The sequence below is a fragment of the Kitasatospora sp. NPDC059973 genome, assembly GCF_042737525.1.
Classification (GTDB): Bacteria; Actinomycetota; Actinomycetes; order Streptomycetales; family Streptomycetaceae; genus Kitasatospora.
Genome location: NZ_JBHWUI010000140.1, coordinates 1 through 22413, shown reverse-complemented (window position 1 = coordinate 22413; position 22413 = coordinate 1). Strand labels below are relative to the sequence as shown.

Below are 22413 nucleotides of genomic sequence, written 5' to 3'. Positions count from 1 at the left end.
GACGCCAGGCGTCCGGAGCCCCTCGACGGCTCCCACCGTTCGGATCCGCCCGGCCGGCTCAGCTGCCGACGAAGGCCGCCAGCAGCAGCCAGACCACCGGCGCGGTCGGCAGGAGCGAGTCCAGCCGGTCCATGATGCCGCCGTGGCCGGGCAGCAGCGTGCCCATGTCCTTGATGCCGAGGTCACGCTTGATCATCGACTCGCCCAGGTCCCCCAGGGTCGCCACGACCGCCGCGCAGCCGCCCAGGACCAGGCCCTGCCACCAGCTGCCGCCGTCGATGATCAGCTCCATCAGCAGCGCGCCCGCCAGCATCGACAGGCCGATGCCGCCGGCCAGGCCCTCCCGGGTCTTGCCCGGGCTGATCGTCGGGGCGAGCTTGTTCTTGCCGAACTTGTAGCCCACCGCGTAGGCGCCGGTGTCGCTGCAGACGGTGACGATCAGGAACAGCACGATCCGCTGCGGGCCGTCGTCCGCCGCCAGCATCATCGCCACGAAGGTGGCCAGGAACGGCACGTAGAACGCGGTGAAGATGCCCGCCGTTATGTCCCTCAGGTAGTTCTCCGGCGGTTCGGCCATCCGCCAGACCATCACCGCCAGGCCGGTCAGCGCCAGCGAGGCCGCCGCCCACTGGACGCCGGCCCAGTACCCGGTGGCGATCATCGCGATGCCGCCCGCGACCAGCGGGACCAGCGGCGCCTTGATCTGCTTGCGCTCGGCCAGCCGGCTGGTCAGCTCCCAGATCCCGACCGACACGGCCGCCATCACCACGAACAGGAACAGCGCCTTCACCACGAACAGCGAGGCGATGATCACCGCGCCGAGGCCGACGCCCACGCCTATCGCGGCCTGGAGGTTGCGACCGCCGCGCTGCTTGCGGGGCTGCGGCTGCGGAGCGGGCTGGGCCACGGGTGTCTCCTGCCCTGGGTGGGACAACGGCACAGGGTGGGGCTGCCCGGCCGCCGGGTGGCTCTGCGGCGGCGCGGAGTACGCCGGGACGCCCGGGTACGGCGGGCCGCCGCGGCCGGGAGCCGGGGCGGTCTCGTCGGTGATCGCGCGCAGCACGACCGTCTCCGCCGCGCCCGGCACCGCCGTCCGGGGCTGTTCGTCCCGGAACAGCGGTCCGCTCAGCCGACCGGCCTCCCGGGTCGGCCCCTCGGCGGGGTCGGGCCCTGGGTCGACCGGTACGGGGGGCATGACCTGAGTCTCCTCCGCGTCACCGCCCCAGTACACCGGAGGCTGCTGCGAGTGACCCGTTCGGTGGCCGGGGTCACCCGCAGCGCCCGGTACGGCCGGCTGCGGCGCGTGCGCCGGCCGGTACGGGGGGTGCGGCTGGTACTGCTGGTGCTGCTGATCGGATGGGCCCCAGTAGCCAGGGGCGTCAGGGGCGTCGTTCATCAGACTTCGAGCAGCTCGGCTTCCTTGTGCTTCAGCAGCTCGTCGACGGCGGCCACGTACTTGGCCGTGGTGTCGTCGAGCTCCTTCTCGGCGCGACGGCCGTCGTCCTCGCCGATCTCGCCGTCCTTGACCAGCTTGTCGATGCCGTCCTTGGCCTTGCGGCGCACGGAACGGATCGAGACCTTCGCGTCCTCGCCCTTGCCGCGGGCGACCTTGATGTAGTCGCGGCGACGCTCCTCGGTGAGCTCGGGGAGCACCACCCGGATGATGGACCCGTCGTTGGACGGGTTGACGCCGAGGTCGGAGTCGCGGATCGCCTGCTCGATGGCCTTCAGCGCGGTCTTGTCGAACGGCGAGACGATCGCCATCCGCGGCTCCGGCACGGAGAACGAGGCCAGCTGGTTGATCGGCGTCACGGCGCCGTAGTACTCGGCCACGATCTTGGCGAACATCGCCGGGTGCGCACGGCCGGTCCGGATGGCGGCGAAGTCGTTCTTGGCGACCTCGACGGCCTTCTCCATCTTCTCCTCGGCCTCGAGGAGGGTCTCTTCGATCACTGTGTACTCCCTGTCCGGTTCATCTGCTGTTGTCCCGACCGGTGTCGGTGTCGAAGCCGGTCGCGGTGTGGCGGCCGCCGAACGCGGTGCCGGCGTAGCGACGCCGTCCCGTACGGCTGATTGCTGCTCAGGCCCGGACAGAATCCTGGCTGATGAGTGTGCCGATCTTCTCACTCTTCACCGCACGCGCGATATTGCCCTCCGCCAGCAGCTCGAAGACGAGCATCGGGAGGTTGTTGTCCTTGCACAGCGTGATCGCGGTGAGGTCGGCGACCTTGAGGTCGCGCGCGATGACCTCGGAGTACTCCAGCGCGTCGAACTTGACCGCGTCCGGGTTGGTCCGGGGGTCGGAGTCGTAGACGCCGTCCACGCCGTTCTTGCCCATCAGCAGCACGTCCGCGTGGATCTCCAGCGCACGCTGGACGGCCGTGGTGTCGGTGGAGAAGTAGGGCATGCCCATACCGGCGCCGAAGATCACCACACGGCCCTTCTCCAGGTGCCGGACGGCGCGCAGCGGCAGGTACGGCTCGGCGACCTGGCCCATGGTGATCGCGGTCTGGACCCGGGTCTCGATGCCCTCCTTGACCAGGAAGTCCTGCAGCGCCAGGCAGTTCATCACGGTGCCGAGCATGCCCATGTAGTCGGAGCGGGCCCGGTCCATGCCGCGCACCTGGAGTTCGGCGCCGCGGAAGAAGTTGCCACCACCGATGACCACCGCGACCTCGGTACCGGCGCGGACGACCGTGGCGATCTCACGGGCGATCGCGTGCACGACGTCCGGGTCGACGCCGAGCCCGCCGCCACCGGCGAAAGCCTCACCGGACAGCTTCAGCAGCACCCGGCGGGGCGAGCCGGCCTGGGGGTCCTGCGCGGTCTCCTGCGTCTCCTGCATGGACTTCTCCTTCTACACCTACTGGTTCACAGGCGCGGGTGTGCGGATCCCCGACCTGCGCGTACACGCGAGGAGGCCACTGCCGCGGGAACCGGTACGGTGTCCTGCACGGCAATGGCCTCCTCGTCGTTCATGGTGCCGACGCGGCCCGCCCATAGACGGATGACGCTGGGTGAGCCCGTTCGGCGCGTCCCTCCGCCCTGGTCAGCGGGCGGGGGCGGTTCCCAGCCTAAACGTGCCGGGAGTCCGGTGGAACGTGGCTCAGGCGCCGACGCGGAAGCGGGCGAAGCGCTTGAGGGCGACGCCGTTCTCCTCGAGGACCTTGGCGACGGTCTTCTTGTTGTCCTTCGCGAAGGCCTGCTCCAGGACGGAGAACTCCTTCACGAAGCCGGTGACGCGACCCTCGACGATCTTCGGCAGGGCAGCCTCGGGCTTGCCCTCCTCGCGCGCGGTGGCCTCGGCGACGCGACGCTCGTTCTCGATGTCCTCGGCCGGGATGTCCTCGCGGGAGAGGTACTTCGGCGCGAAGGCGGCGATGTGCTGCGCGACGTCCTTGGCGACCTCGGCGTTCTCCTTGTCCAGCTCGACCAGGACGCCGACGGCCGGCGGGAGGTCGGGGCTGGTCTTGTGGAGGTAGACCGCGACGAAGCCGTCACCCGCGAACTGGGCGAAGCGACGGAAGACGATCTTCTCGCCCAGGGTGGCGTTGGCCTCGTCCACGAACTGCTGGACGGTCTTGCCGGGCTCGATCTCGGAAGCCAGCGCGGCGTCCAGGTCGGCCGGAGCGGACGCGGCGACGTGGGCGGCGATCGCGTCGGCGACCTGCACGAAGTTGTCACCCTTGGCGACGAAGTCGGTCTCGCAGTTGATCTCGACCAGAACGCCGGACTTCTTGTCCTCGGCGATCAGCGCGGCGACGGCGCCGTTGGAGGCGTCACGGCCCTCGCGCTTGGCGACGCCCTTCTGGCCCTTGATGCGCAGCAGCTCGACGGCCTTGTCGACGTTGCCCTCGGCCTCGTCCAGAGCCTTCTTGCAGTCCATCATGCCGGCGCCGGTGAGCTCACGGAGCTTCTTGACGTCCGCGGCGGTGAAGTTCGCCATGGTGTGAATCTCTTCTCGCGTCTCGCGTGTCTGCGTGGGGTTGTGCCGGGACCACTGGTTCGGTCCCGGCACGGGAGAGAGGGGCACTTACCGGTGTCGTACCGGCGAGTGCCCCTCACCCTTGGTACGTCAGGCCTGCTCGGCCGGAGCCTCGTCGGCGGCCGCGGCCTCGGCGACGGGGGCCTCGGCGGCGGGGGCCTCGACCTCGGCAGCAGCCTCGGCGGCGGGGGCCTCGGTGGCGGCGTCGGCGTCGGCGGCCGGAGCCTCCTCAGCCTTCTTCTCGCCCTCGATGAGGTCCTTCTCCCAGTCGGCCAGCGGCTGGTCGGCGCCCGGCTCGGCCTTCGCGTCGCCCTTGGCGACACCCGCGCGGGACTTGAGGCCCTCGGCGACGGCGTCGGCGATCACACGGGTCAGCAGGGTGACGGAGCGGATCGCGTCGTCGTTGCCCGGGATCTTGTAGTCGACCTCGTCGGGGTCACAGTTGGTGTCGAGGATCGCGACGACCGGAATGTTGAGCTTCCGGGCCTCGCCGACAGCGATGTGCTCCTTCTTGGTGTCCACGATCCAGACGGCGCTGGGAACGCGCTGCATGTCGCGGATACCGCCGAGGGTCTTCTCGAGCTTGGTGTGCTCGCGCTCCAGAACCAGGAGCTCCTTCTTGGTGAGGCCGGAGCCGGCCACGTCCGTGAAGTCGATCTCGCCGAGCTCCTTCATCCGCTGAAGGCGCTTGTAGACGGTCTGGAAGTTGGTCAGCATGCCGCCGAGCCAGCGCTGGTTCACGTAGGGCATGCCCACGCGGGTGGCCTGCTCGGCGATGGCCTCCTGGGCCTGCTTCTTCGTGCCGACGAAGAGGACGCTGCCGCCGTGGGCAACGGTCTCCTTGATGAACTCGAAGGCGCGGTCGATGTAGTTCAGCGACTGCAGGAGGTCGATGATGTAGATGCCGTTGCGCTCCGTGATGATGAAGCGCTTCATCTTCGGGTTCCAGCGGCGGGTCTGGTGACCGAAGTGGACGCCGCTCTCCAGCAGCTCCCGCATCGTGACGACGGCCATAGCCGTACTCCTAAGGTGTTGCGCCCGGCTCCGCGCAGTCGACGTGGTGGGTCGCGCGGTGGCGCTCCCCGCTCGGCGTCTGCGTACGGCCGGGTCAGGCTCGGTTTTGTCCGTGACAGTCAGGTGACAGCCACGCCTGACGCCCCGAACGTGCCGAGCCGCTTCGGCCCGAGTGGTCCGGAGACCCTTCGGGCTCGGCGGACCGAGCGGCACTCGCACCTGGCGGGGGCGGCGGCTGAGCCGCATCCGTCCACCGGTGGCGGGGCGTGCGAAGTCGACCCGGCGGACCGGGTCGCGTGTGAAGTGTACGGGAAGCGCCGAGCCGCGGGCGACTCCACAGGGACGGGAGGTCGGTGGGGAGACGGGCGGGGAAGCGGGAGGGAGGGCGGACGGGACCGTGCCGGGACGGCCGGTGGGGCGGTGGACGGGGGCAGGACGGCGGGGGCGGTGGGGCGGCCTGGCCCGGGCTGGGGTAGGGAGGCCGGGGCGAGGGGGGCGAGCGGGTGCGTGCAGGGGTGCGTGCAGGGGTGGGCGCGGGGGCGTGCTTGGAGGAGCTCGCGCCGGGGGTGCACTCGGGGCGCGTCACCCGTGGGAGGGATGGCGGCTGTCCACAGGGCCCGGTTGTCCACAGGAATCGGGGTGGGGCTGGTCGGGCTCGCGCACCCCGGAGAACCTCGGCGGCATGACAACCGCCTTGGAAGCCACCGCTCCGTTCGTTCCGCCCGTCTCCCCCGCCGCGCCGCCCGGTAGCACGTCGTCCACCACCGCGTCATCCGGCGCCCTCGGCGGGGTCGGGGGCTTGTCCTCGCCCCCGCCACTCGGACCGGGGCCCGGACCCAACCGCCGACTGCTGCTGCTCGCGCTTGTGACGGTGGCGGCCCTGCTGCTGACCGTTTTGCCGGGGCCGGTGGGCCACGCCGCCGTGACGGCGGGGCTCGCCTCGCGCGACTCCGTGGATGCCAGTGCCGGTGCCAGTGCCGGTTCCGGGGGCGGCGCCGGTTCCGGGGGCAGTTCCGTGGGCGGTTCCGGGGACGGCGCCGGTTCCGGGAGCGGACGGGCGTGGCCGGTAGGCGGTCCGGGTGGGCTGGTCAGGCGCTTCGAGGCACCGGCCACACCATGGGCCGCCGGACACCGGGGCGTCGATCTCGCCGCCACGGGTGGTGCGGACATCCGGTCGGCCGCCCCCGGGGTGGTCTCCTTCTCCGGCCTGGTGGCGGGCCGACCGGTGGTCACCGTCACCCACCCGGCCTCAGGATCTCCGCCGCTGCGGACCACCTATCTACCGGTCACCGGGAGCCTCGCCGCCGGCACCACCGTCACGGCCGGCGAAGTGATCGGGCAGCTCACCCCCGGTGCCGTTCACTGCGCCGGCCACGACTGCCTGCACTGGGGGCTGCTGCGCGGCGACCGGTACCTCGATCCCCTGGCCCTCTTCGGAGCCGGTGCGGCCCGACTGCTCCCGCTCGGACGGGAGCGCTGAGACCGGTGCTCGGACGGGAGCGCCGGGACCGGCTCAGTCAGCTCCCGCCCAGGCCGTGCAGGGCGAGCGCGACCGCGGCGTCCGCGATCACTTCCTGACTCGGGGCCGGCCCACCGGTAGGACGCTGCTCGGCCTGCCGAACGGCGGCCTCCACGATTCCCTGGAGCAGCCCGGCAGCCAGCCGCGGCTGCTCGTGACCGAGGTCCTGGAGGGCCTGGACCACCAGGCCGACGAGCTTGCCGTGGGCCGCCCGGATCCGCTCGCGCGCCGCTTCGTCCAGCTCCAGCGCCGAGATCGCCGCCACTGCCCGGTGCCGAGGGTCCCCGGCCAGCGCGAGCTGACCTCGGACGTAGGCCTCGATCCGGGCCGCCGCGGTGTCGCAGCTCTCCATCCCGGCCTCGATCTCGGCCGCCCAGAGCGGGAAGTCGACCTCGCAGAGCAGCTCGACCACAGCGGCGCGGGAACGGAAGTACTCGTAGACCGAGGAGCGCGCCAGCCCGGTGCGCGCCGCGAGCGCGGGGAAGGTCAGGGCATCCATTCCCCCCTCGGTGAGCAGGCTGCGGGCAGCATCGAGGAGGGCTGCCCGCTGCAGCTGTCGGTGCTCGGCCAAAGTGGCCGCTCGGATCTTCGGCACTGTCCCACTGTACGGAGCCCTACACCCCGCCGATACGGCGCCGCGCATGACGGGGCGCGTGGAGGGGATCCAGCGGCAGGGCGGAAGCACCCCGCAGGCGGCCCGCAAGGGGTCAGAGCTGCTGAACGATCGGGCGCCGAAGGGGCCGCTTACCGGATGGCGGAGGGGCCGCTACCGGATGTCCGACAGCTTGGCCCGCAACTGCAGCACCGACTTGGTGTGGATCTGGCTGACCCGGCTCTCCGTCACCCCCAGCACCTGGCCGATCTCCGCGAGGGTGAGGCCCTCGTAGTAGTAGAGCGTGACGACGGTCTTCTCCCGCTCGGGCAGGGTGTTGATCGCCTGTGCCAGCAGTCTGCGCAGCTCCCGGTCCTCGGCCACCTCCACGGGGTTGTCCGCGCCGCGGTCCTCCAGGGTGTCGCCCAGGCTCGGCCGGTCCCCGCCCTCGCCCACCGGGTGGAGCAGTTCGTCCAGTGCCACCACGTTGGCGAGGGAGAGCTGGCTGAAGATGGCGTGCAGGTCCTCGATCGCGATGCCCATCTCGGCCGCGACCTCGGGCTCGTGCGGTGTGCGGCGCAGCCGGGCCTCCAGGGTCGCGTACGTCCGTTCGACCGCCTTCGCCTTTTGCCGCACCGAACGCGGGATCCAGTCCAGGGCCCGGAGCTCGTCGATGATCGCGCCGCGGATCCGGCTGATCGCGTAGGTCTCGAACTTGATGGCCCGATCGATGTCGAACTTCTCGATCGCGTCGATCAGCCCGAAGACACCCGAGGAGACGAAGTCCGCCTGCTCGACGTTGGAGGGCAGACCGACCCCGACCCGGCCCGCCACGTATTTGACGAGCGGTGAGTAGTGCAGGATCAGCTGCTCCCGCAATCGCTGGTCGCCCGTCTCCTTGTAGGAGCGCCAGAGCGCTTCCAGCGCCGTGCGGTCGGAGCCGACGCCCGGCTCCCGCCGTGGTGCCGGCGTCCCGACGGGAGCGGGCACCTCCGCCGGTGTGGACGTCTCCGCGGGTACGGGCGCGGCGTCCTGGCCCTGAGCCGGGCCGGGGACGGCGGCCACCTCGGGGGCGGTAGCCACCTCGGACGTACCGGCCGCTTCGGAAGCGTCCGGCGGACAGGGCTCGTCCGGCCGACCGGCGTACGCGCCGGTGTGCGCCGGTCGGCCACCCTGCCGGGCAAGGGCCCCCATCGCACCCGTCGCCTTGGGCGGGAACTCGGTCACGGGGCGCCGCTCGGTCCGCGGCCCTCCCGAGGACCGGGCGCCACCGGTCACTCTGTGTCCGGGAATGTGTGTGGGCATGCGTTGGTCTGCGCCGTTCTGCCGAGTCATGTGCTGATGGGGAAGGCATGGCGAGCGTAGCGTGACCGACTCACTGCAATGTGCTACCGCCACTCGGTCGTCCCCCGATCCGGTGGCGTTCGTGTCGCCGGGGCCCGGCAGCGGGGGTGAATGCCTCGACCGGCGATTCACCGCCCCACCTCCCGCCGACGGCGGCGCACCCTGCCGCCTCCCGATTCGTCCTGATCCGCCCGATCGGTCACCGGCCACGCACCAGTCGCCAGTGGGCACCGTGCCGTTCCACGAAGCCGAGCGACCCCAACTCGTAGAGCCGGTGGAGCACTTCGTCCGGCGGGAGACCCGACTGCCGGGCCAGGCGCTCCACCGGCGCACCCTCCGCCGTCGCCGGCACCGCCTCCAGGACCCTCGCCACGACCGGCTCCAGGAGGTCCCTCGGCAGCACCGGCCCGCCGCGCTGGGGCGCGAGGTCGTCACCGATCGCGCCGATCAGCTCGGCGACCTCCGCCGCGTCGGTGACCAGCGTGGCGCCGCCACGAATCAGGGCGTGCACCCCGGCCGAGAGCTCCGACGTCACCGGACCGGCGACACCCATCGTGTGCCGGTTGAGGTCCCGGGCGCGTCTGGCCGTACTCAGCGCCCCGCTGCGCAACGCCGCCTCGACCACCACCGTCCCTCGGGTGAGGGCCGCGATCACGCGATTGCGCAGCACGAACCGGAACCGGTTCGGGTGCTCCCCCGGCGGAAGCTCGCTCAGCAGCAGTCCCTGGGAGGCGATCCGTCGGATCAACTGGGCGTTGCCCCTCGGGTAGGCCACATCGACCCCGCAGGCGAGGACTCCGATGCTCATCCCCCCGACGGCCAGCGCACCCCGGTGGGCGGCCGCGTCGATCCCGTACGCCGCGCCGGAGGCCACCACCCACCCGCGTTCGGCCAGTTGCGCCGACAGCTCCCCCGCGACGTGCGCTCCGTAGGCCGTGCAGGCCCGCGCGCCGACGACCGCGACCGAGCGGAGGGCGAGCAGTCGCAGGGAACCCGTCCCGGACACCCAGAGCCCGAGCGGTCTGCCGGCTCCCAGGTCGTCGAGTTGGCTCGGCCATTCCGTGTCGCCCGGAATGATGAAGCGCCCACCGGCCGTACGCACTCGCTCCAGGTCCGCGTCGGGGTCGACGTCGACCAGCCTGGCCCGGTAGGCGGCGAGCCGCTCCGCGTCCAGGCCCGGATGGTCGGGGACGGTGCCGTCCCGGATCGCCCGGACGACGTCGGCGGCGGCGAGCTGGGTGAGCCACCGGCCCAGGACGGCGTCGCCCGGTTCGCTGAGCCTGCTCAGCGCTGCCCTGGCGAGACGCTCGGGCTCGGCCTCCCGCCCGGCTTCGGAGGGGTGCTGAAGGTGGTTCATCGTCTGGTTCATGCTCAGGTCTCCTTGTCGCTCGGCCGCTGATCGGGTGTCGCGGCAGGTGGACCGGCACGGAGCCGCCGGTCGCCCTTCGGCCCGGCCGGCGGCAGCGGCTCGCCGCCTAGCCGGCCGAAGGAGCGCTCGGTCAACGGCAGCCCCTGCTCCACACCGGTGCGGAGCACCAGGGCCGTCCGTACGTCCCGCTGGTCCGGCCGCTCCCGCCCGGCGAGATCGGCGACCGTCCAGGCGACCCTGAGCACCCGGTCCAGGCCGCGGGCGGTCAGCAGACCGCGCTCCAGTTGTCGGGCGGCATCGTTCAGCGCGTTGGGGCCGAGCTGCCATCGGGTCCGCAGCTCATGGCCGGGCACTTCGGCATTGGTCCGCCACGGTGTGTGCGCCAGCCGGGCCGCCGCGCGCTCCCGCGCGGCAAGCACCCGGGCCGCCACGGTCGCGGTGCTCTCCGCCGTGGTGTCCCGCTCCATCAGCTCGACCCTGGTCACCGGAGCGACCTGGACCTGGAGGTCCACCCGGTCGAGCAGCGGTCCGGACAGCCGCCCCTGGTACCGGCTGACCATCGCCGGAGTGCATTCGCACCCCTCGCCCCGCCGCGAGTACCGCCCGCAGGGACAGGGATTCGCGGCCAGGCAGAGCAGGAACCTGGCCGGCAGCCTGAGCGATCCCGCCGATCGGGCGATCACCACCTCCCCCGATTCGAGCGGCTGGCGCAGCGCGTCGAGCACCCTGACCGGGAACTCCGGTGCCTCGTCCAGGAACAGCACACCCCGGTGGGCCAGCGAGACCGCACCCGGTCGGGGCAGGCCGCTGCCGCCGCCGACGATGGCCGGCATGGTGGTGGAGTGGTGTGGTGCGCAGTACGGCGCGCAGTCGATCAGTGGCCGACCGGCCGGGAGCAGTCCGGCCACCGAGTGCACGGCGGTGACCTCCAGGGCCTCCTTCTGGGTGAGTGGCGGCAGCAGCGCCGGGAGCCGCTCCGCCAACATGGTCTTGCCCGCGCCCGGTGGACCTTTCAAGTACAGGTGGTGACCACCGGCGGCGGCGATCTCCAGGGCGCGCCGCGCCTCGTACTGGCCGGCGACGTCCGCCAGGTCCAGCCGGGCGGCCCGGTCGTCGGGCAGTCCGCGCACTCCTGCGGTGGGGAGCATCAGGCCGGCCATCAGGGGATCCGGGCGGCCGCTGATCGGGTCGGGCGGCTCCTCCGGCTCGGGTGCGCCGGTCAGGACGGCGACGAGCTGTCGCAGGCTGCGCACGCCGATGACGGTCACGCCCGGGACCAGGGAGGCCTCTGCGGCAGTCTGTTCGGCCACCACGACCCGCTGGTAGCCGGCATCGGCGGCGGCGAGCACGGACGGCAGGATGCCGCGTACCGGGCGCACCCGCCCGTCGAGCCCCAGCTCGCCGATGATCAGCAGTTCGGCGATGGAGGACGGATCCAACCGCTCGGCGGCGGCGAGGACGGCGCAGGCCACCGCGAGGTCGAAGCCGCTGCCACTCTTCGGCACCGAGGCGGGGCTGAGTCCGACGGTGAGCTTTCGCTGCGGCCAGACCTCGCCGCTGTTCACCAGGGCCGCGCGCACCCGGTCGCGGGCCTCGGAGAGGGCTTTGTCGGGCAGACCGACCAGGGTGAAGGCGGCGACTCCGGGCTCCAGATCGGCCTGGACCTCGACGATCACACCGTCGACGCCGACCAGCGCGACGGAACAGGTACGGGCGAAGGCCATCTCAGACCACCCCCCTCAGGTGGTCCACCGAGGCGGCACCCCGGGCCCGGTTGATGACGGCCACGAGGTCGATCCGGACGCCGCCGGGCGGCACGGGCGGCCACTGCGGGTCCGCCGGCGCGGGGCTGTACCCGGGGCCGGCCAGCCTGGCGAAGTGGCCGGGCCAGCGCTCCGCCACCCAGCGCTCCGCCAATCGCTGGAGGCGGGCGGCCTTGGCCCGGTCGATGGCCTCGCTCGGCTGCTGGAATCCCCGCTCGGAGCGGGTCTTCACCTCACAGACGGCCAGGGTGTCGCCGTCGAGGGCGACGATGTCCAGCTCACCCTCGACGCAGCGCCAGTTGCGGTCCAGGATCCTGAGGCCGCTCTCGGCGAGCCGCCGGGCGGCGACCCGCTCCCCATAACGGCCCAGCCCGTTGTTCGTGCCGCGCCCCGACAGGGCCTTCCCCGGACCGCCCCGCTCAGGACCAGCCTGCTCGGGAACGGCTCGCTCAGGACCGGCCTTCTCCGGGTCGGCCTGCTCCGTGCGCGGCGGAGCCGGCCCGTTTCCAAGCCCGGACAGCTCCGCCTGGTACTCCTCCGGCGCCCTCGCCGCCCTGCGCCGGGCCTGCCCACTCGGTCGGGCCTTGGGCGTCTCACTCTGCTTACGCGTGGTGCGCTTGGTGTCCTGCACGGTGACCACCTCCGACGCGGAGGTTTCCGTGCGACCCGGGACAGGGCCAGAGGGTTGCTATTTCCTGTGGATAACCCGGGCCTGTGGATAACTTCTGTCACTCGCAGGGGTGAGAATCCCGGGAAAATCGAAATCCCCCTGGACACCGCAGGACCGAGAGGTCCAACGTCAGCTCCCGAACCCGGACTCGTCCGAGGGCAGCTCCAGATCGCTCTTCGCGAGCTCCTCGATGTTCACGTCCTTGAAGGTCAGCACCCGGACCTTACGGACGAACCGGGCCGGCCGGTACATGTCCCAGACCCACGCATCCGCCATCGACACCTCGAAGAAGACCTCGCCCTGGACCGAGTGCACCTGCAGCTCGTAGTCGTTGGTGAGGTAGAAGCGTCGCTCGGTTTCAATCACGTACTTGAACAGGCCGACGACGTCCCGGTACTCCCGGTAGAGCTTGAGCTCCATCTCGGTCTCGTACTTCTCGAGATCTTCGGCACTCATCCAGGCGTCCCCTCAACTTGTCACGTCCACCCATTGTGGACCACCGCACTCACCCTCAGAGCCTTACCGGCGTGACTGGCGGCCCCTCGGCCAGCAGTCGCCCCACGAATTCCGCCAGCCCGATCGGATAGATCGTTTCGGCGGTCTCCCCCAGCTCCTCGACCGTCCACCAGCGTGCCGCGAGCAGTTCGGCGTGCTCGTCCCTGCCCATCCTCGAATGATCGAGCACCGTCTCCACGGTCCGGGCCAGGTGGAACCACTGCTCCTGTTCGTAGCGCTGCTCCCGAAAGGAGTACGAAACCGTGTCGTACGCAACCACAGGCCCCAGGTCCACGCCCCGCAGCCCCGTCTCCTCGGCGAGCTCGCGCACCGCGGCCTCGCGAATGCTCTCCCCCGGTTCCAGGCCTCCTCCGGGGGTGAACCACCAGGTGACGTCCGGCACCACCGGATCCGAGCCCCGGAAGAGAAGCAGGCGGTCCTGCCCGTCCAACAGCAGGATCCGTGAAGCCTTGCGGTGCTTGGCCGTCATCGCCGCCCTCCCCCCTCCCCTCGTTCGTCGGGCCGATCCCCTCGATCCTGCCACCCGGCGGGACCTGCCGGGGCGATGTTCGGCAGAGCGATCGGGCCACGGTCAACGGCGGTCGCGCCGCCGTCGGCGCCGGCTCGAACTGAGGCTGCGCCGCCGACCGGGGCGGCGGCGCCCGTCGGAGCGGCGGCCGTGGCACCCGTCAAGCGGCGCGGCGGCGTCCCACCCGGCGGGCCACACCGGCCGCCCCGCTCGCCCCACAGGTCACGACGATCAGCGCCGCGCCTACAACGGTGGCGTAGAAGGCCGGCTCCAACGGTCCCGGCTCGCCGGCCTTCGGGCCACCGAGCGCGTCGAAGGCGGTGGTGCGGGCGAACAGACCTGTCCGGCCGAAGGGCAGGACGGTGGCCTCCACCCGGGCCTCCACCTCGGTGGCGGGGATCGTGCCGCCGTCGACCTCCAGGTGGAGGCGGGAGTCGAGCGACCCCTGCCGGTTGTCTCCCAGCAAGAAGAGCCGGCCAGGAGGCACGTCCACGCTGAACGCGCTCCCCTGCGGGCCCTGCGCCTCCAGGTACGGCTCTTCCACCGGCTTGCCGTTGACGGTCAGCCGTTGGTCGTCCCCGGTGGTCGCCACGGTGTCCCCGCCGACCGCGACCACGCGCTTGACCATGAGTTCACCGCCCCACGCCTGGTCGCGGAAGACCACGACGTCGCCCCGGCCGACGTCCTTGCCGTCGATCTGCCGGGCGACGACGGTGTCCCCGACCTTGAGCGTCGGGGTCATCGAGCCGGTCGGAATGCCGTACGGCCGGTAGTCCAGCGCCATGACCACGAAGCCGCCGACCAGCAGGACCAGACCGAGCCCGATCAGCACGCCCTGCAGCACCGCGGCCGGCTTGGGCCGGGACCGTCCGGTCGCGGGCGCGCGGTCCGCCGTCGGTGTCGCGACACTGCTCATCGAAACCATCCACCCCTGCCTGACCCGGAACCGCTCATGGCACGCCGGGGCCACAGGCGGAAAACCCGGCGGGCCGTGGCACGTCCGAGCAGATTACTCGTCGGTACCACGGCCCGCGCAAGACCCGGGGGCGACCCGGTGGTGGTCAGGACCGCTTCGCGCGCTCCGACCGGCCCTTCAGCCGGCGCACCAGCGGAAGCAGGCCGACCGCGCCGACTGCCCCGGCCACGGGCGGAACGAACGGCACGGCCGCCGCCAGACCCTTCTGGTCGAAGGTGTCCGGCACCGGCAGCGTCGACCAGTGGTTGATCGGCCAGGCCACCACGAAGGCCCGTCCGATGACCTCGTCCACCGGAACGGTGCCGCCACCCGGCTGGTCCATGTGGAAGCGGGAGTCCAGCGAGTCCGCGCGGTGGTCACCCATCACCCAGATCCGGCCGTCCGGCACCTTCACCGGGCCGAAGGGCTTCGTCCCACAGGGGGTGTTACCGGGGAACACATACGGCTCGTTGAGCGCGATCCCGTTGACCTTGACCGGCCCCTCGCCCTCGCACTCGACGGTGTCCCCACCGACCGCGATGACCCGCTTGATCAGGTCCTTCTCGTTCTCGGAGGGCATCAGGCCGACGAAGCTGAGCACGTCCTGCACCCCCCGCACGAAGGAGTTGTCGCTCTGCTTGGTGGGCTCGTCCGCCAGCCAGCCGCCGGGGTCGTGGAACACCACGACCTCGCCCCGCTCGGGCTCGGCTCCGAACCACGGGGTCAGCTTGTCCACCAGGACGCGGTCGCCGACCTGAAGCGTGTTCTGCATCGACTCCGACGGAATGGAGAACGCCTGGACGAAGAAAGTCTTGATCACCAGCGCCAGGACCAGCGCGATGCCGATCAGAATCGGCAGTTCCTTCCAGAACGAGCGCTGCTTGTGCTCCTTGCCACCGGCCTTCTCCTCCGACCCGCCGTCAGAGCTCACGTCCTCCCGGGCCTCGGAACCGTCGCCCGCACCACTGCCCTGCTCGTCCGCGGACTGAACCGCCGCGTCCTCCGCGGAACTCGAAGACACTGCGGACTCCGTCGACCATTCCGCCCGATGACCGGAGCCCTCGGGCTCTCCGGCGCCTGAACGGGCGCCGATCACCAAATCCCCCACAACGTCTCCTCCCAGCTGTGCGGACGCCTGCGCGTCCGCGCTCACAGTGCCGCACAGCGGGCACTACCTCCACCGTCGACCGTGCCCCGGCCCCAGAGCCGCCCTCTTGGGGGACACCTGACACCGGCACAGCCTCCGGACGCGGCCGTTGTCGCGTACCGGCCGCACCAGCACTTCTCTATCACTCCCAGGCATCCGGCTCGCGCTCCCACGCACGCCGGCCGGCCCTCCACCGGTCAGCCGGGCCTACTCCCGAGGCCGCCCAGGCCTTCGGCCGATGAGCGGAAGGATGCCCAACACACCCATAACGAGCGGAGGTTCCTTCGGAAGCGGCCCAACATCCATCGCTTCCGGCCCAGTTCCACGGACGTCCGCGGACCGGGCCAGTGAGGAGAGTGAACCCGGCGCATCAAGTTGATGGACCCGGCCGACCGGCCAGGCCACCACGAACGCCTGACCGACCACACCACTCAGTGGGATGGTGCCCTGCCCCGGATTACCCATGTGAAAACGGGAATCGGCCGACACGTCCCGATGATCGCCCATCACCCAGAGCCGCCCCTGCGGCACCTTCACCTTGAACGGCTGGCGGGACGGCGGGTTGCCCGGCGACAGGTACGGCTCGTCCACCGCCGTGCCGTTGACGCTGAGGCGGCCCTGCTCGTCGCAGCACTCCACGGTGTCCCCGCCGACACCGATCACCCGCTTGATCAGGTCCTGCTCGCTGTCGGACGGCAGCAGCCCGACGAAAGTGAGGACCTGCTTCGCCCCGCGAAGCACCGGCCCGTCCGTGGACGGCTTGTGGTCGGCCTCCAGCCAACCACCCGGATCCTTGAACACCACGACGTCGCCGCGCCCCGGCTCGGCACCGAACCAGGGGGTGAGCTTGTCCACCAGCACCCGGTCGCCGATCTGGATCGTCTGCTCCATCGAACCGGAGGGGATGACGAACACCTGCACCATGAAGGTCTTCATCACCAGTGCCACCAGCAGTGCCACCAGGACGATCAGCGGGATCTCGTGCAGGAGCGAGCGCTTGCGGCGGCGGGCGGCCCGGCGGGCGGTACGCCGGCGGTCGGCCCGCCCGCGGATGGGCGTCGCTGCCTCCGGGCCGGTCGCCCCCGGTCCGCGTGCTCCCGCCGGATCGCCCGGTACCGCGTCGGACGGTCGGTCCGCCAGGCGGCCCCTACCTCTGGTCCCCATGGCCACCGGTCCCCCCTACCGCGGCGAACGCCGCCGACCGGTCCAGGCCGGTCCAGTGGCCGACCGGGTAGACCACCCACTCCGCCCGTCCGATCACCTTGCCCTCGGGCACGAACCCGCCACCGGGCTCACCCAGGTGGTCCCGCGAGTCACGGGAGGCATCGCGGTGGTCCCCCATGACCCAGAGCTTTCCGGTCGGCACCACCACATCGAAGGCCACCTTCGACGGCTCGTCCCCCGGTGCGAGGTAGGAGGACTCGTCGACCGGTACGCCGTTGACGGTGATCCGCGCGCCCGGCCCGGTACTGGTCACCCGGTCCCCGCCGACGCCGATGACGCGCTTGACGTAGACCGAGTCGTCGGCCGGCGCCAGTCCGAGGTCCCGGACGAGCGAGCGCAGTGCGTTCCCGAACCCGGTCGGCTCGGCCGACCCACGCAGGAAGGAGCCCCTCCCGTCGAAGACCACGACATCACCGCGCTGCGGATGCCCTCCGAAGGAGTAGGCCAGTTGGTTCGCGATCAGGCGGTCGCCCGGACGCAGGCTGTTCTCCATCGACCCGGACGGCACCGCGAACGGCCGCGCCACGAAGGCGTTCACCAGGAGCAGGGACAGCAGGCAGATACCCACCAGCAGAAGGAGGTCACGCGAGCGTGAACGGGGCACCACCCCGGGCTCGTCCACCGAAACGTCGGCCGAAGCGTCCGCCGAGTCCTCCACCAAGCCGTCCGCCGAGTCCTCCACCAAGCCGTCCGCCGAGTCCTCCACCAAGCCGTCGGCCGAGGTCCGCGCGGATTCCGGGACCGCCTCCCGGGGCGCCTCGGGCTCGGGGTCGCGCCGGGTGCCCGGCTCGACCACCGGCTCCACCATCGGCGCCGTGGCGGGCACCGGCACCGCGGCGGGCGCGGTCGTGGAAACGGCCGCGGACCGCGACGGCGAGTCCGCACCGGTGGGTGCGGGACAGCCGTCGCGGTCCGCGGATGGTTCGTGCGTGCTCATCGGGGGGTGAGCTTACCGTGCGGCAGCCGCGCCCCCTAGAGCGCTCCGATCCCCCAGGAGTACCGGGGGACGGTGGATCAGCGGTCGCGCTTCTCCTTGATCTTCGCGGCCTTGCCGCGGAGGTCACGCAGGTAGTACAGCTTGGCGCGGCGAACCGCACCGCGGGTCACGACCTCGATCTTCTCGACGACCGGGGTGTGCACCGGGAAGGTGCGCTCCACGCCGACGTTGAAGCTGACCTTGCGAACGGTGAAGGTCTCGCCGACACCGGCGCCGTGGCGGCGGATGACGACGCCCTGGAAGACCTGGACACGAGAGCGGTTGCCCTCGATGACCCGGACGTGAACCTTCAGGGTGTCACCGGCGCGGAAGGCCGGAATGTCGCTACGCAGCGAGGCCGCGTCGACAGCAGCGAGCTTGTTGCTCATGTTGCTCTCCATCGCAGGCGCCACGGGCCGCCCACGGAAGTTCGTCACAATGGGGTTCGCTGCGGGCCGCATCGGTTGGCGATGTTCCCCCCGTGGCGAGGGCACCGGACCACGTGACTCCTACGTGAGGAGACCAGCGACAGACAGCAGCGACCTATTCTTCCACACCATCGACCACAGACCGAAATCGACCGAGCTGCTCGTCCCAGGCCAGGCCGAGGATGCTCAGCGCCTCACGGTCCTTCTTGTCGAAGCCGCCGTACTGCCAGCGCTCGACCAGATCGGGGCGGTTCGCCAGGGTCCGGGCGAAGGCCTGGTCGCGCCGCCAGCGGGCGATCCGGCCGTGGTTGCCGCTGAGCAGGACGTCCGGCACGGTCCGGCCGCGCCACTCGGCGGGCTTGGTGTAGACCGGGCCCTCCAGCAGGTCGGCCATGGCGCCGGGCGCGAAGGAGTCGTCCCGGTGGGACTCGGCGTTGCCGAGCACCCCGGGCAGCAGCCGGGCGATCGCCTCGACCATCACCAGCACGGCGACCTCGCCGCCGGCCAGGACGTAATCGCCGATCGACACCTCGACCACCGGCATCCGGGTGGCCGCCTCCTCGATCACCCGCCGGTCGATGCCCTCGTACCGGGCCGGAGTGAAGGTGAGCCACGGGCGTCCGGCGAGCTCCTGGGCCAGCTCCTGGGTGAAGGGGCGCCCGCTCGGGGTGGGCACCACCAGCGTGGGCACCTCCCCGTCGGGGCCCGCGCTCAGCACGCCGTCCAGCGCCTCGCCCCACGGCTCGGGCTTCATCACCATGCCCGGTCCGCCGCCGTACGGGCTGTCGTCCACCGTGCGGTGGATGTCGTGCGTCCAGCCGCGAAGGTCGTGGACGTGCACATCCAGCTGACCGCGGGCGCGGGCCTTGCCGACCAGGGAGATGTTCAGCGGCTCCAGGTACTCGGGGAAGATCGTGACGACGTCGATCCGCATCCCGTCCTGGACGCCCCGCACCGCGGGCGGCTCCTGCGGCGACAGTTCCTCGGCGGTCACTCCGACTCCTCCGGATCCACCGACTCGTCCGCCCCGTCCGACCCGTCCGACCCCTCCGACTCGTCCGACGCATCCGCGTCGTCCGACTCGCCCCGCACGACCTCGGCCTGCTCCGGGTCGATCAGGCCGCCCGGCGGGTCGATGACGACACGCTGGTTCTCCAGGTCGATGGTCGGCACGATGCGGGTGACGAAGGGCACCAGCACCTCTGTCCCGTCGGGCTTCTCCACCGTGAGCAGGTCCTGGTACGGGAGGTGGACGACCTCGGTGAGCTCACCGACCGGGGTGCCGTCGAGCAGGACGACGTCCAGACCGATCAGCTGGTGGTCGTAGTACTCCTCCGGGTCCTCGGGGCTCTCCTCCGGATCGACCTCGGCGATCAGGACGGTGCCGCGCAGGGCCTCTGCGTCGTTGCGGTCCTTGACGCCGGCGAAGCGCAGCAGCAGCCGGCCGCTGTGCACCTTGCCGGACTCGACGGTCAGCGGTCCGGCCGACGCGGGGTCGGTGAGGAGGACGGCACCGGGACCGAGCCGGAGTTCCGGCTCATCGGTGCGGACCTCGACGCTGACATCCCCCTTGATGCCGTGGGCGCGGCCGATCTTGCCGACGACGAGCTGCACGGTGATCGTTCTCCTGGGTGCTGGGTGCTGGGTGCTGGCGCTGGCACTGGGTGTGGGTGCTGGTACGAGGTACCAGCAATGTGGTCGCCGCGACGGGTCCCGGCGCTGGAGCACAGGGCCGCGGAGGCGGGGGCACGGCGAGAAGGCGGTCGGGAACAGAGAAAGGCCGGCCGGGACGACATGCGTCCCGACCGGCCTCAAGCCTGACGGCTGAACGAGCAGCAGCGTCAGCGAATGCTGTCCACGTCGACCAGGTCGACACGGACGTTGCGACCGCCGAGGGCGCCGACAACGGTGCGCAGTGCACGCGCCGTGCGGCCGCCCCGGCCGATCACCTTGCCGAGGTCATCGGGGTGCACACGCACCTCGATGGTGTTCCCCCGACGCAGGTTGCGCGAACGCACCTGCACCTCGTCGGGGTGCTCGACGATGCCCTTCACCAGGTGGTCGAGGGCGTCCTCGATCACGATCAGGCCTCGACGGCGGCGTCGGCGTCAGCCTCGGCCTTGTCCGACTTCTTGGCCTTCGGGGTGATGGCAACACCGGTGGTGGCGTCCTCGAAGCCGGCGACGGCCTTCGCGAACAGGTGCGAGAAGTCCTCGACCTTGGGCTCGGCAACCAGCAGCGGAGCCGGGGCCGGCAGGCCCTTGAACTTCTGCCAGTCGCCGGTCAGCTTGAGGATGGCGAGAACCGGCTCGGTCGGCTGGGCGCCGACGGACAGCCAGTACTGGGCGCGCTCGCCGTCGACCTCGATCTTCGAGGGGTTGTAGGTCGGCTGGTAGATGCCGATCTCCTCGATCGCGCGGCCGTCACGCTTGGTGCGCGAGTCGGCGACGACGATGCGGTAGTGCGGGGAGCGAATCTTGCCGAGACGCTTGAGCTTGATCTTGACTGCCACGGGAGTGGATTCTCCTGGTGTTGACGTGGGTGAGCGGCCGCACCGTCGCGTGGGGTTGCGAGGCTGGCCGTTCAAGGGACACGCCAGCCGTAGGAGAGAGGGGTCCTGCTCGGCTGCCGAGTACTCAGCTGTCCATTCTGCCATACCGGCGCGAACCGCCTCGCCGCCGCCCGCTCGGCCCGACAGCCACCGACCACGACCCGAAGCCGCCCGGTCAACGTTCGGTCAACGCCCGGTCACGCCAAGAAGCGCTCGTCCGGCACTGGCCCGGCATCCGGCCGGCACTGGCTCGGCAACCGACCGGCACAGCCACGCCCCGGAGCCGCCCGACCGACCCCCGGCCACGGCTCACCACCGCCCCTCACCGGCCCACCACTCGGACCGCCACACCACCGGCCGGCGCGGTCCACCCGTGGCCGGCCGCCGAAACAGGTCGACCGGGAGCCCCCGCTCCCGGTCAGCCCAACACACCACAGCCGCCGGTCAGGGCCGCCGATCGGTCGTCCCGATCAGCCCTGCCGGCCGAGGCCGTCGATCGCTCCGGCCGGACGCACTGCCCGCACAGTCGCCGGCCGGCTCCCCACGCTACGCGATCTTGAACGGCTGCTGGCAGGCACCGCAGACGATGGACGCCTGCGCGAGGACCGACGGCACGACGCGGACGTTGCGCCCGCACCCGCAGACCGCCTTGACCCGGACGCCGCCCCCGGAGGAGCCGTGCCGGGCCGCCGGGCCGCGGAAGGCGCGCGAGACGCCGTCCCCGGCCACCGCCTCCTGGTGGGCGCCGAGGGCCCGGTCCAGCCGCTCGATGGTCTCGGCGTACCGCTCCTGCGTCTCCTTGAGCATGGTCACCTGGGAGAAGCCGCTACTCGCATGCGGCTCGACCGGGTGCGCCAGGCCCAGCTCGGAAGCCAGGAGCAGGAAGCGCCGGTTGTGGTAGCGGCCGGCCCGCGAGGTGTCCCGGATGTCCCGGGCCGCGGCCAGACCGTGGGCAGCCTCGTGGAGGAGCCGCTCGAAACCGAGCCGCGTGCCACAGGCCGAGGAGGACTCGCCGATCAACGCCTCGGGCGAGGCGAGGTCGGGGAGGTCCTGATGGAAGGCCTGGATGTCACTCCAGGCGGCGGCCAGTTCGGCCGCGAGAACGAGGGGCTGTGTCGTGCTCACGCTAGACCAACGACGGAGTGCGAGCCGATGTTCCGCGTGTTCCCGATCTCCTGGAATTCCCAGGAAACTCTCAGGAATGTACGAGCGCGCGCGAAATGCGCGTTCCGGATCTGACGCAAGACCAACCCCCTGCCGGTTTGGGCCCGTCGTAGCTCGGCGGACCTCGTCATTTCCGTCCAGGGGGCGGGCTGTCGCACCCAGGACGTACGGCCCGTGGTCCTGTCGAGTTGACAGGGCCACGGGCCGTACACCGTACCGCTATTCCGTTAATACCGGCAGTTGACCGGCCAGTAGGGATGTCGACTGGTGAGACGGCCACCGGACGGTTACCGCCGGAATTCCCGACGGCGGTTGTCGACCGGATGTCCGACGGATGTCTCACGGTTGTCGGGCAGCCGCCGGATCATTGCCGTCAGCTGCCAGAAATCGCCAGTACCTGTCGGTTTCCAACATCGACGACCAACGTCAGCCATCGCCTCGCCCGGGGCGTCCCCAGACCGCACCAGGCCCGTCCGGCGGGCCGCGGGTCAACCGGCCCGAGATCCGCCGGTCCGCCCACGTCCGAGCGGCCCGAGCGGCCCCAGCCCCACCAGCGGCCCGAGCGGCCCGAGCGGCCCCAGCACCACCAGCGGCCCAAACGGCCCAACCAGCCCGAACGGACCCGAACACCGCCGCAGACGCAGATCCGCCGGCGCACCGCTGGAGGTGCGGCGGCGGGTCCGCGCGC

The 22413-nt window shown here is 71.4% G+C and carries 23 protein-coding genes; 1 reads left to right on the top strand and 22 read right to left on the bottom strand.

What is annotated here, in order from left to right; genetic code table 11:
• Window positions 1-58: 58 nt before the first annotated feature.
• From ACFWA9_RS29800 to rpsB, 5 genes are all read right to left on the bottom strand, one after another.
• Entirely contained in the window at window positions 59-1195 is a 1137-nt protein-coding gene (locus tag ACFWA9_RS29800; RefSeq protein WP_380391079.1) for a phosphatidate cytidylyltransferase, read from the bottom strand.
• Window positions 1196-1395: 200 nt separating this feature from the next.
• Complete coding sequence (frr, locus tag ACFWA9_RS29795) at window positions 1396-1953, bottom strand: ribosome recycling factor (RefSeq protein ID WP_329489782.1); 558 nt, start codon at window positions 1951-1953, stop codon at window positions 1396-1398.
• Between the two features lie 127 nt (window positions 1954-2080).
• On the bottom strand, window positions 2081-2845 hold the full coding sequence (gene pyrH, locus ACFWA9_RS29790; RefSeq protein ID WP_329489781.1) for a UMP kinase: 765 nt from the start codon (window positions 2843-2845) through the stop codon (window positions 2081-2083).
• A 261-nt stretch (window positions 2846-3106) separates the two neighbouring features.
• Window positions 3107-3946: a translation elongation factor Ts gene (gene tsf, locus ACFWA9_RS29785; RefSeq protein WP_329489780.1), complete on the bottom strand. Its 840-nt coding sequence runs from the start codon at window positions 3944-3946 to the stop codon at window positions 3107-3109.
• A 129-nt stretch (window positions 3947-4075) separates the two neighbouring features.
• Window positions 4076-4999 carry a 30S ribosomal protein S2 gene (gene rpsB / locus ACFWA9_RS29780; RefSeq protein WP_329489779.1) on the bottom strand — a complete coding sequence of 308 codons (924 nt, stop codon included), beginning with the start codon at window positions 4997-4999 and terminating at the stop codon, window positions 4076-4078.
• Between the two features lie 682 nt (window positions 5000-5681).
• Between rpsB and ACFWA9_RS29775 the strand changes: the two genes are divergently transcribed.
• Window positions 5682-6479, top strand: coding sequence for a M23 family metallopeptidase (locus ACFWA9_RS29775; protein ID WP_380391074.1), 798 nt, complete (start codon window positions 5682-5684; stop codon window positions 6477-6479).
• Window positions 6480-6516: 37 nt separating this feature from the next.
• Here the strand turns inward: ACFWA9_RS29775 and ACFWA9_RS29770 are convergent, their stop codons facing one another.
• From ACFWA9_RS29770 to ACFWA9_RS29690, 17 genes are all read right to left on the bottom strand, one after another.
• On the bottom strand, window positions 6517-7089 hold the full coding sequence (locus ACFWA9_RS29770) for a helix-turn-helix domain-containing protein (protein ID WP_352291695.1): 573 nt from the start codon (window positions 7087-7089) through the stop codon (window positions 6517-6519).
• A 195-nt stretch (window positions 7090-7284) separates the two neighbouring features.
• Complete coding sequence (whiG, locus tag ACFWA9_RS29765) at window positions 7285-8175, bottom strand: RNA polymerase sigma factor WhiG (RefSeq protein WP_380391084.1); 891 nt, start codon at window positions 8173-8175, stop codon at window positions 7285-7287.
• 478 nt (window positions 8176-8653) lie between these two features.
• On the bottom strand, window positions 8654-9823 hold the full coding sequence (gene dprA, locus ACFWA9_RS29760) for a DNA-processing protein DprA (RefSeq protein WP_380391071.1): 1170 nt from the start codon (window positions 9821-9823) through the stop codon (window positions 8654-8656).
• Window positions 9824-9825: 2 nt separating this feature from the next.
• Complete coding sequence (locus ACFWA9_RS29755; protein ID WP_380391068.1) at window positions 9826-11547, bottom strand: YifB family Mg chelatase-like AAA ATPase; 1722 nt, start codon at window positions 11545-11547, stop codon at window positions 9826-9828.
• A gap of 1 nt (window position 11548) precedes the next feature.
• Window positions 11549-11983 carry a YraN family protein gene (locus ACFWA9_RS29750; protein WP_359807895.1) on the bottom strand — a complete coding sequence of 145 codons (435 nt, stop codon included), beginning with the start codon at window positions 11981-11983 and terminating at the stop codon, window positions 11549-11551.
• Between the two features lie 402 nt (window positions 11984-12385).
• Window positions 12386-12712: a DUF2469 domain-containing protein gene (locus ACFWA9_RS29745; RefSeq protein WP_188301739.1), complete on the bottom strand. Its 327-nt coding sequence runs from the start codon at window positions 12710-12712 to the stop codon at window positions 12386-12388.
• A 55-nt stretch (window positions 12713-12767) separates the two neighbouring features.
• Window positions 12768-13241, bottom strand: coding sequence for an NUDIX hydrolase (locus ACFWA9_RS29740; protein WP_380391065.1), 474 nt, complete (start codon window positions 13239-13241; stop codon window positions 12768-12770).
• A 199-nt stretch (window positions 13242-13440) separates the two neighbouring features.
• Window positions 13441-14196, bottom strand: coding sequence for a signal peptidase I (lepB, locus tag ACFWA9_RS29735; protein ID WP_380391063.1), 756 nt, complete (start codon window positions 14194-14196; stop codon window positions 13441-13443).
• Window positions 14197-14341: 145 nt separating this feature from the next.
• Window positions 14342-15343 carry a signal peptidase I gene (gene lepB / locus ACFWA9_RS29730; protein WP_380391060.1) on the bottom strand — a complete coding sequence of 334 codons (1002 nt, stop codon included), beginning with the start codon at window positions 15341-15343 and terminating at the stop codon, window positions 14342-14344.
• 246 nt (window positions 15344-15589) lie between these two features.
• On the bottom strand, window positions 15590-16342 hold the full coding sequence (gene lepB, locus ACFWA9_RS29725) for a signal peptidase I (protein WP_380391057.1): 753 nt from the start codon (window positions 16340-16342) through the stop codon (window positions 15590-15592).
• 187 nt (window positions 16343-16529) lie between these two features.
• Complete coding sequence (gene lepB, locus ACFWA9_RS29720) at window positions 16530-17543, bottom strand: signal peptidase I (protein ID WP_380391054.1); 1014 nt, start codon at window positions 17541-17543, stop codon at window positions 16530-16532.
• Between the two features lie 77 nt (window positions 17544-17620).
• Window positions 17621-17971, bottom strand: coding sequence for a 50S ribosomal protein L19 (rplS, locus tag ACFWA9_RS29715; protein ID WP_063347674.1), 351 nt, complete (start codon window positions 17969-17971; stop codon window positions 17621-17623).
• Between the two features lie 154 nt (window positions 17972-18125).
• Window positions 18126-18944, bottom strand: a complete 819-nt coding sequence (trmD, locus tag ACFWA9_RS29710) for a tRNA (guanosine(37)-N1)-methyltransferase TrmD (protein ID WP_380391082.1) — start codon at window positions 18942-18944, stop codon at window positions 18126-18128.
• A gap of 56 nt (window positions 18945-19000) precedes the next feature.
• Window positions 19001-19624, bottom strand: a complete 624-nt coding sequence (gene rimM / locus ACFWA9_RS29705; protein ID WP_380391051.1) for a ribosome maturation factor RimM — start codon at window positions 19622-19624, stop codon at window positions 19001-19003.
• A gap of 227 nt (window positions 19625-19851) precedes the next feature.
• Window positions 19852-20091, bottom strand: coding sequence for an RNA-binding protein (locus ACFWA9_RS29700; protein WP_030306741.1), 240 nt, complete (start codon window positions 20089-20091; stop codon window positions 19852-19854).
• A gap of 2 nt (window positions 20092-20093) precedes the next feature.
• A complete protein-coding gene (rpsP, locus tag ACFWA9_RS29695) occupies window positions 20094-20522 on the bottom strand; it encodes a 30S ribosomal protein S16 (protein WP_329489770.1) in 429 nt (142 codons plus the stop codon).
• Between the two features lie 585 nt (window positions 20523-21107).
• A complete protein-coding gene (locus ACFWA9_RS29690) occupies window positions 21108-21686 on the bottom strand; it encodes a hypothetical protein (protein WP_329489769.1) in 579 nt (192 codons plus the stop codon).
• Between the last annotated feature and the right edge of the window lie 727 nt (window positions 21687-22413).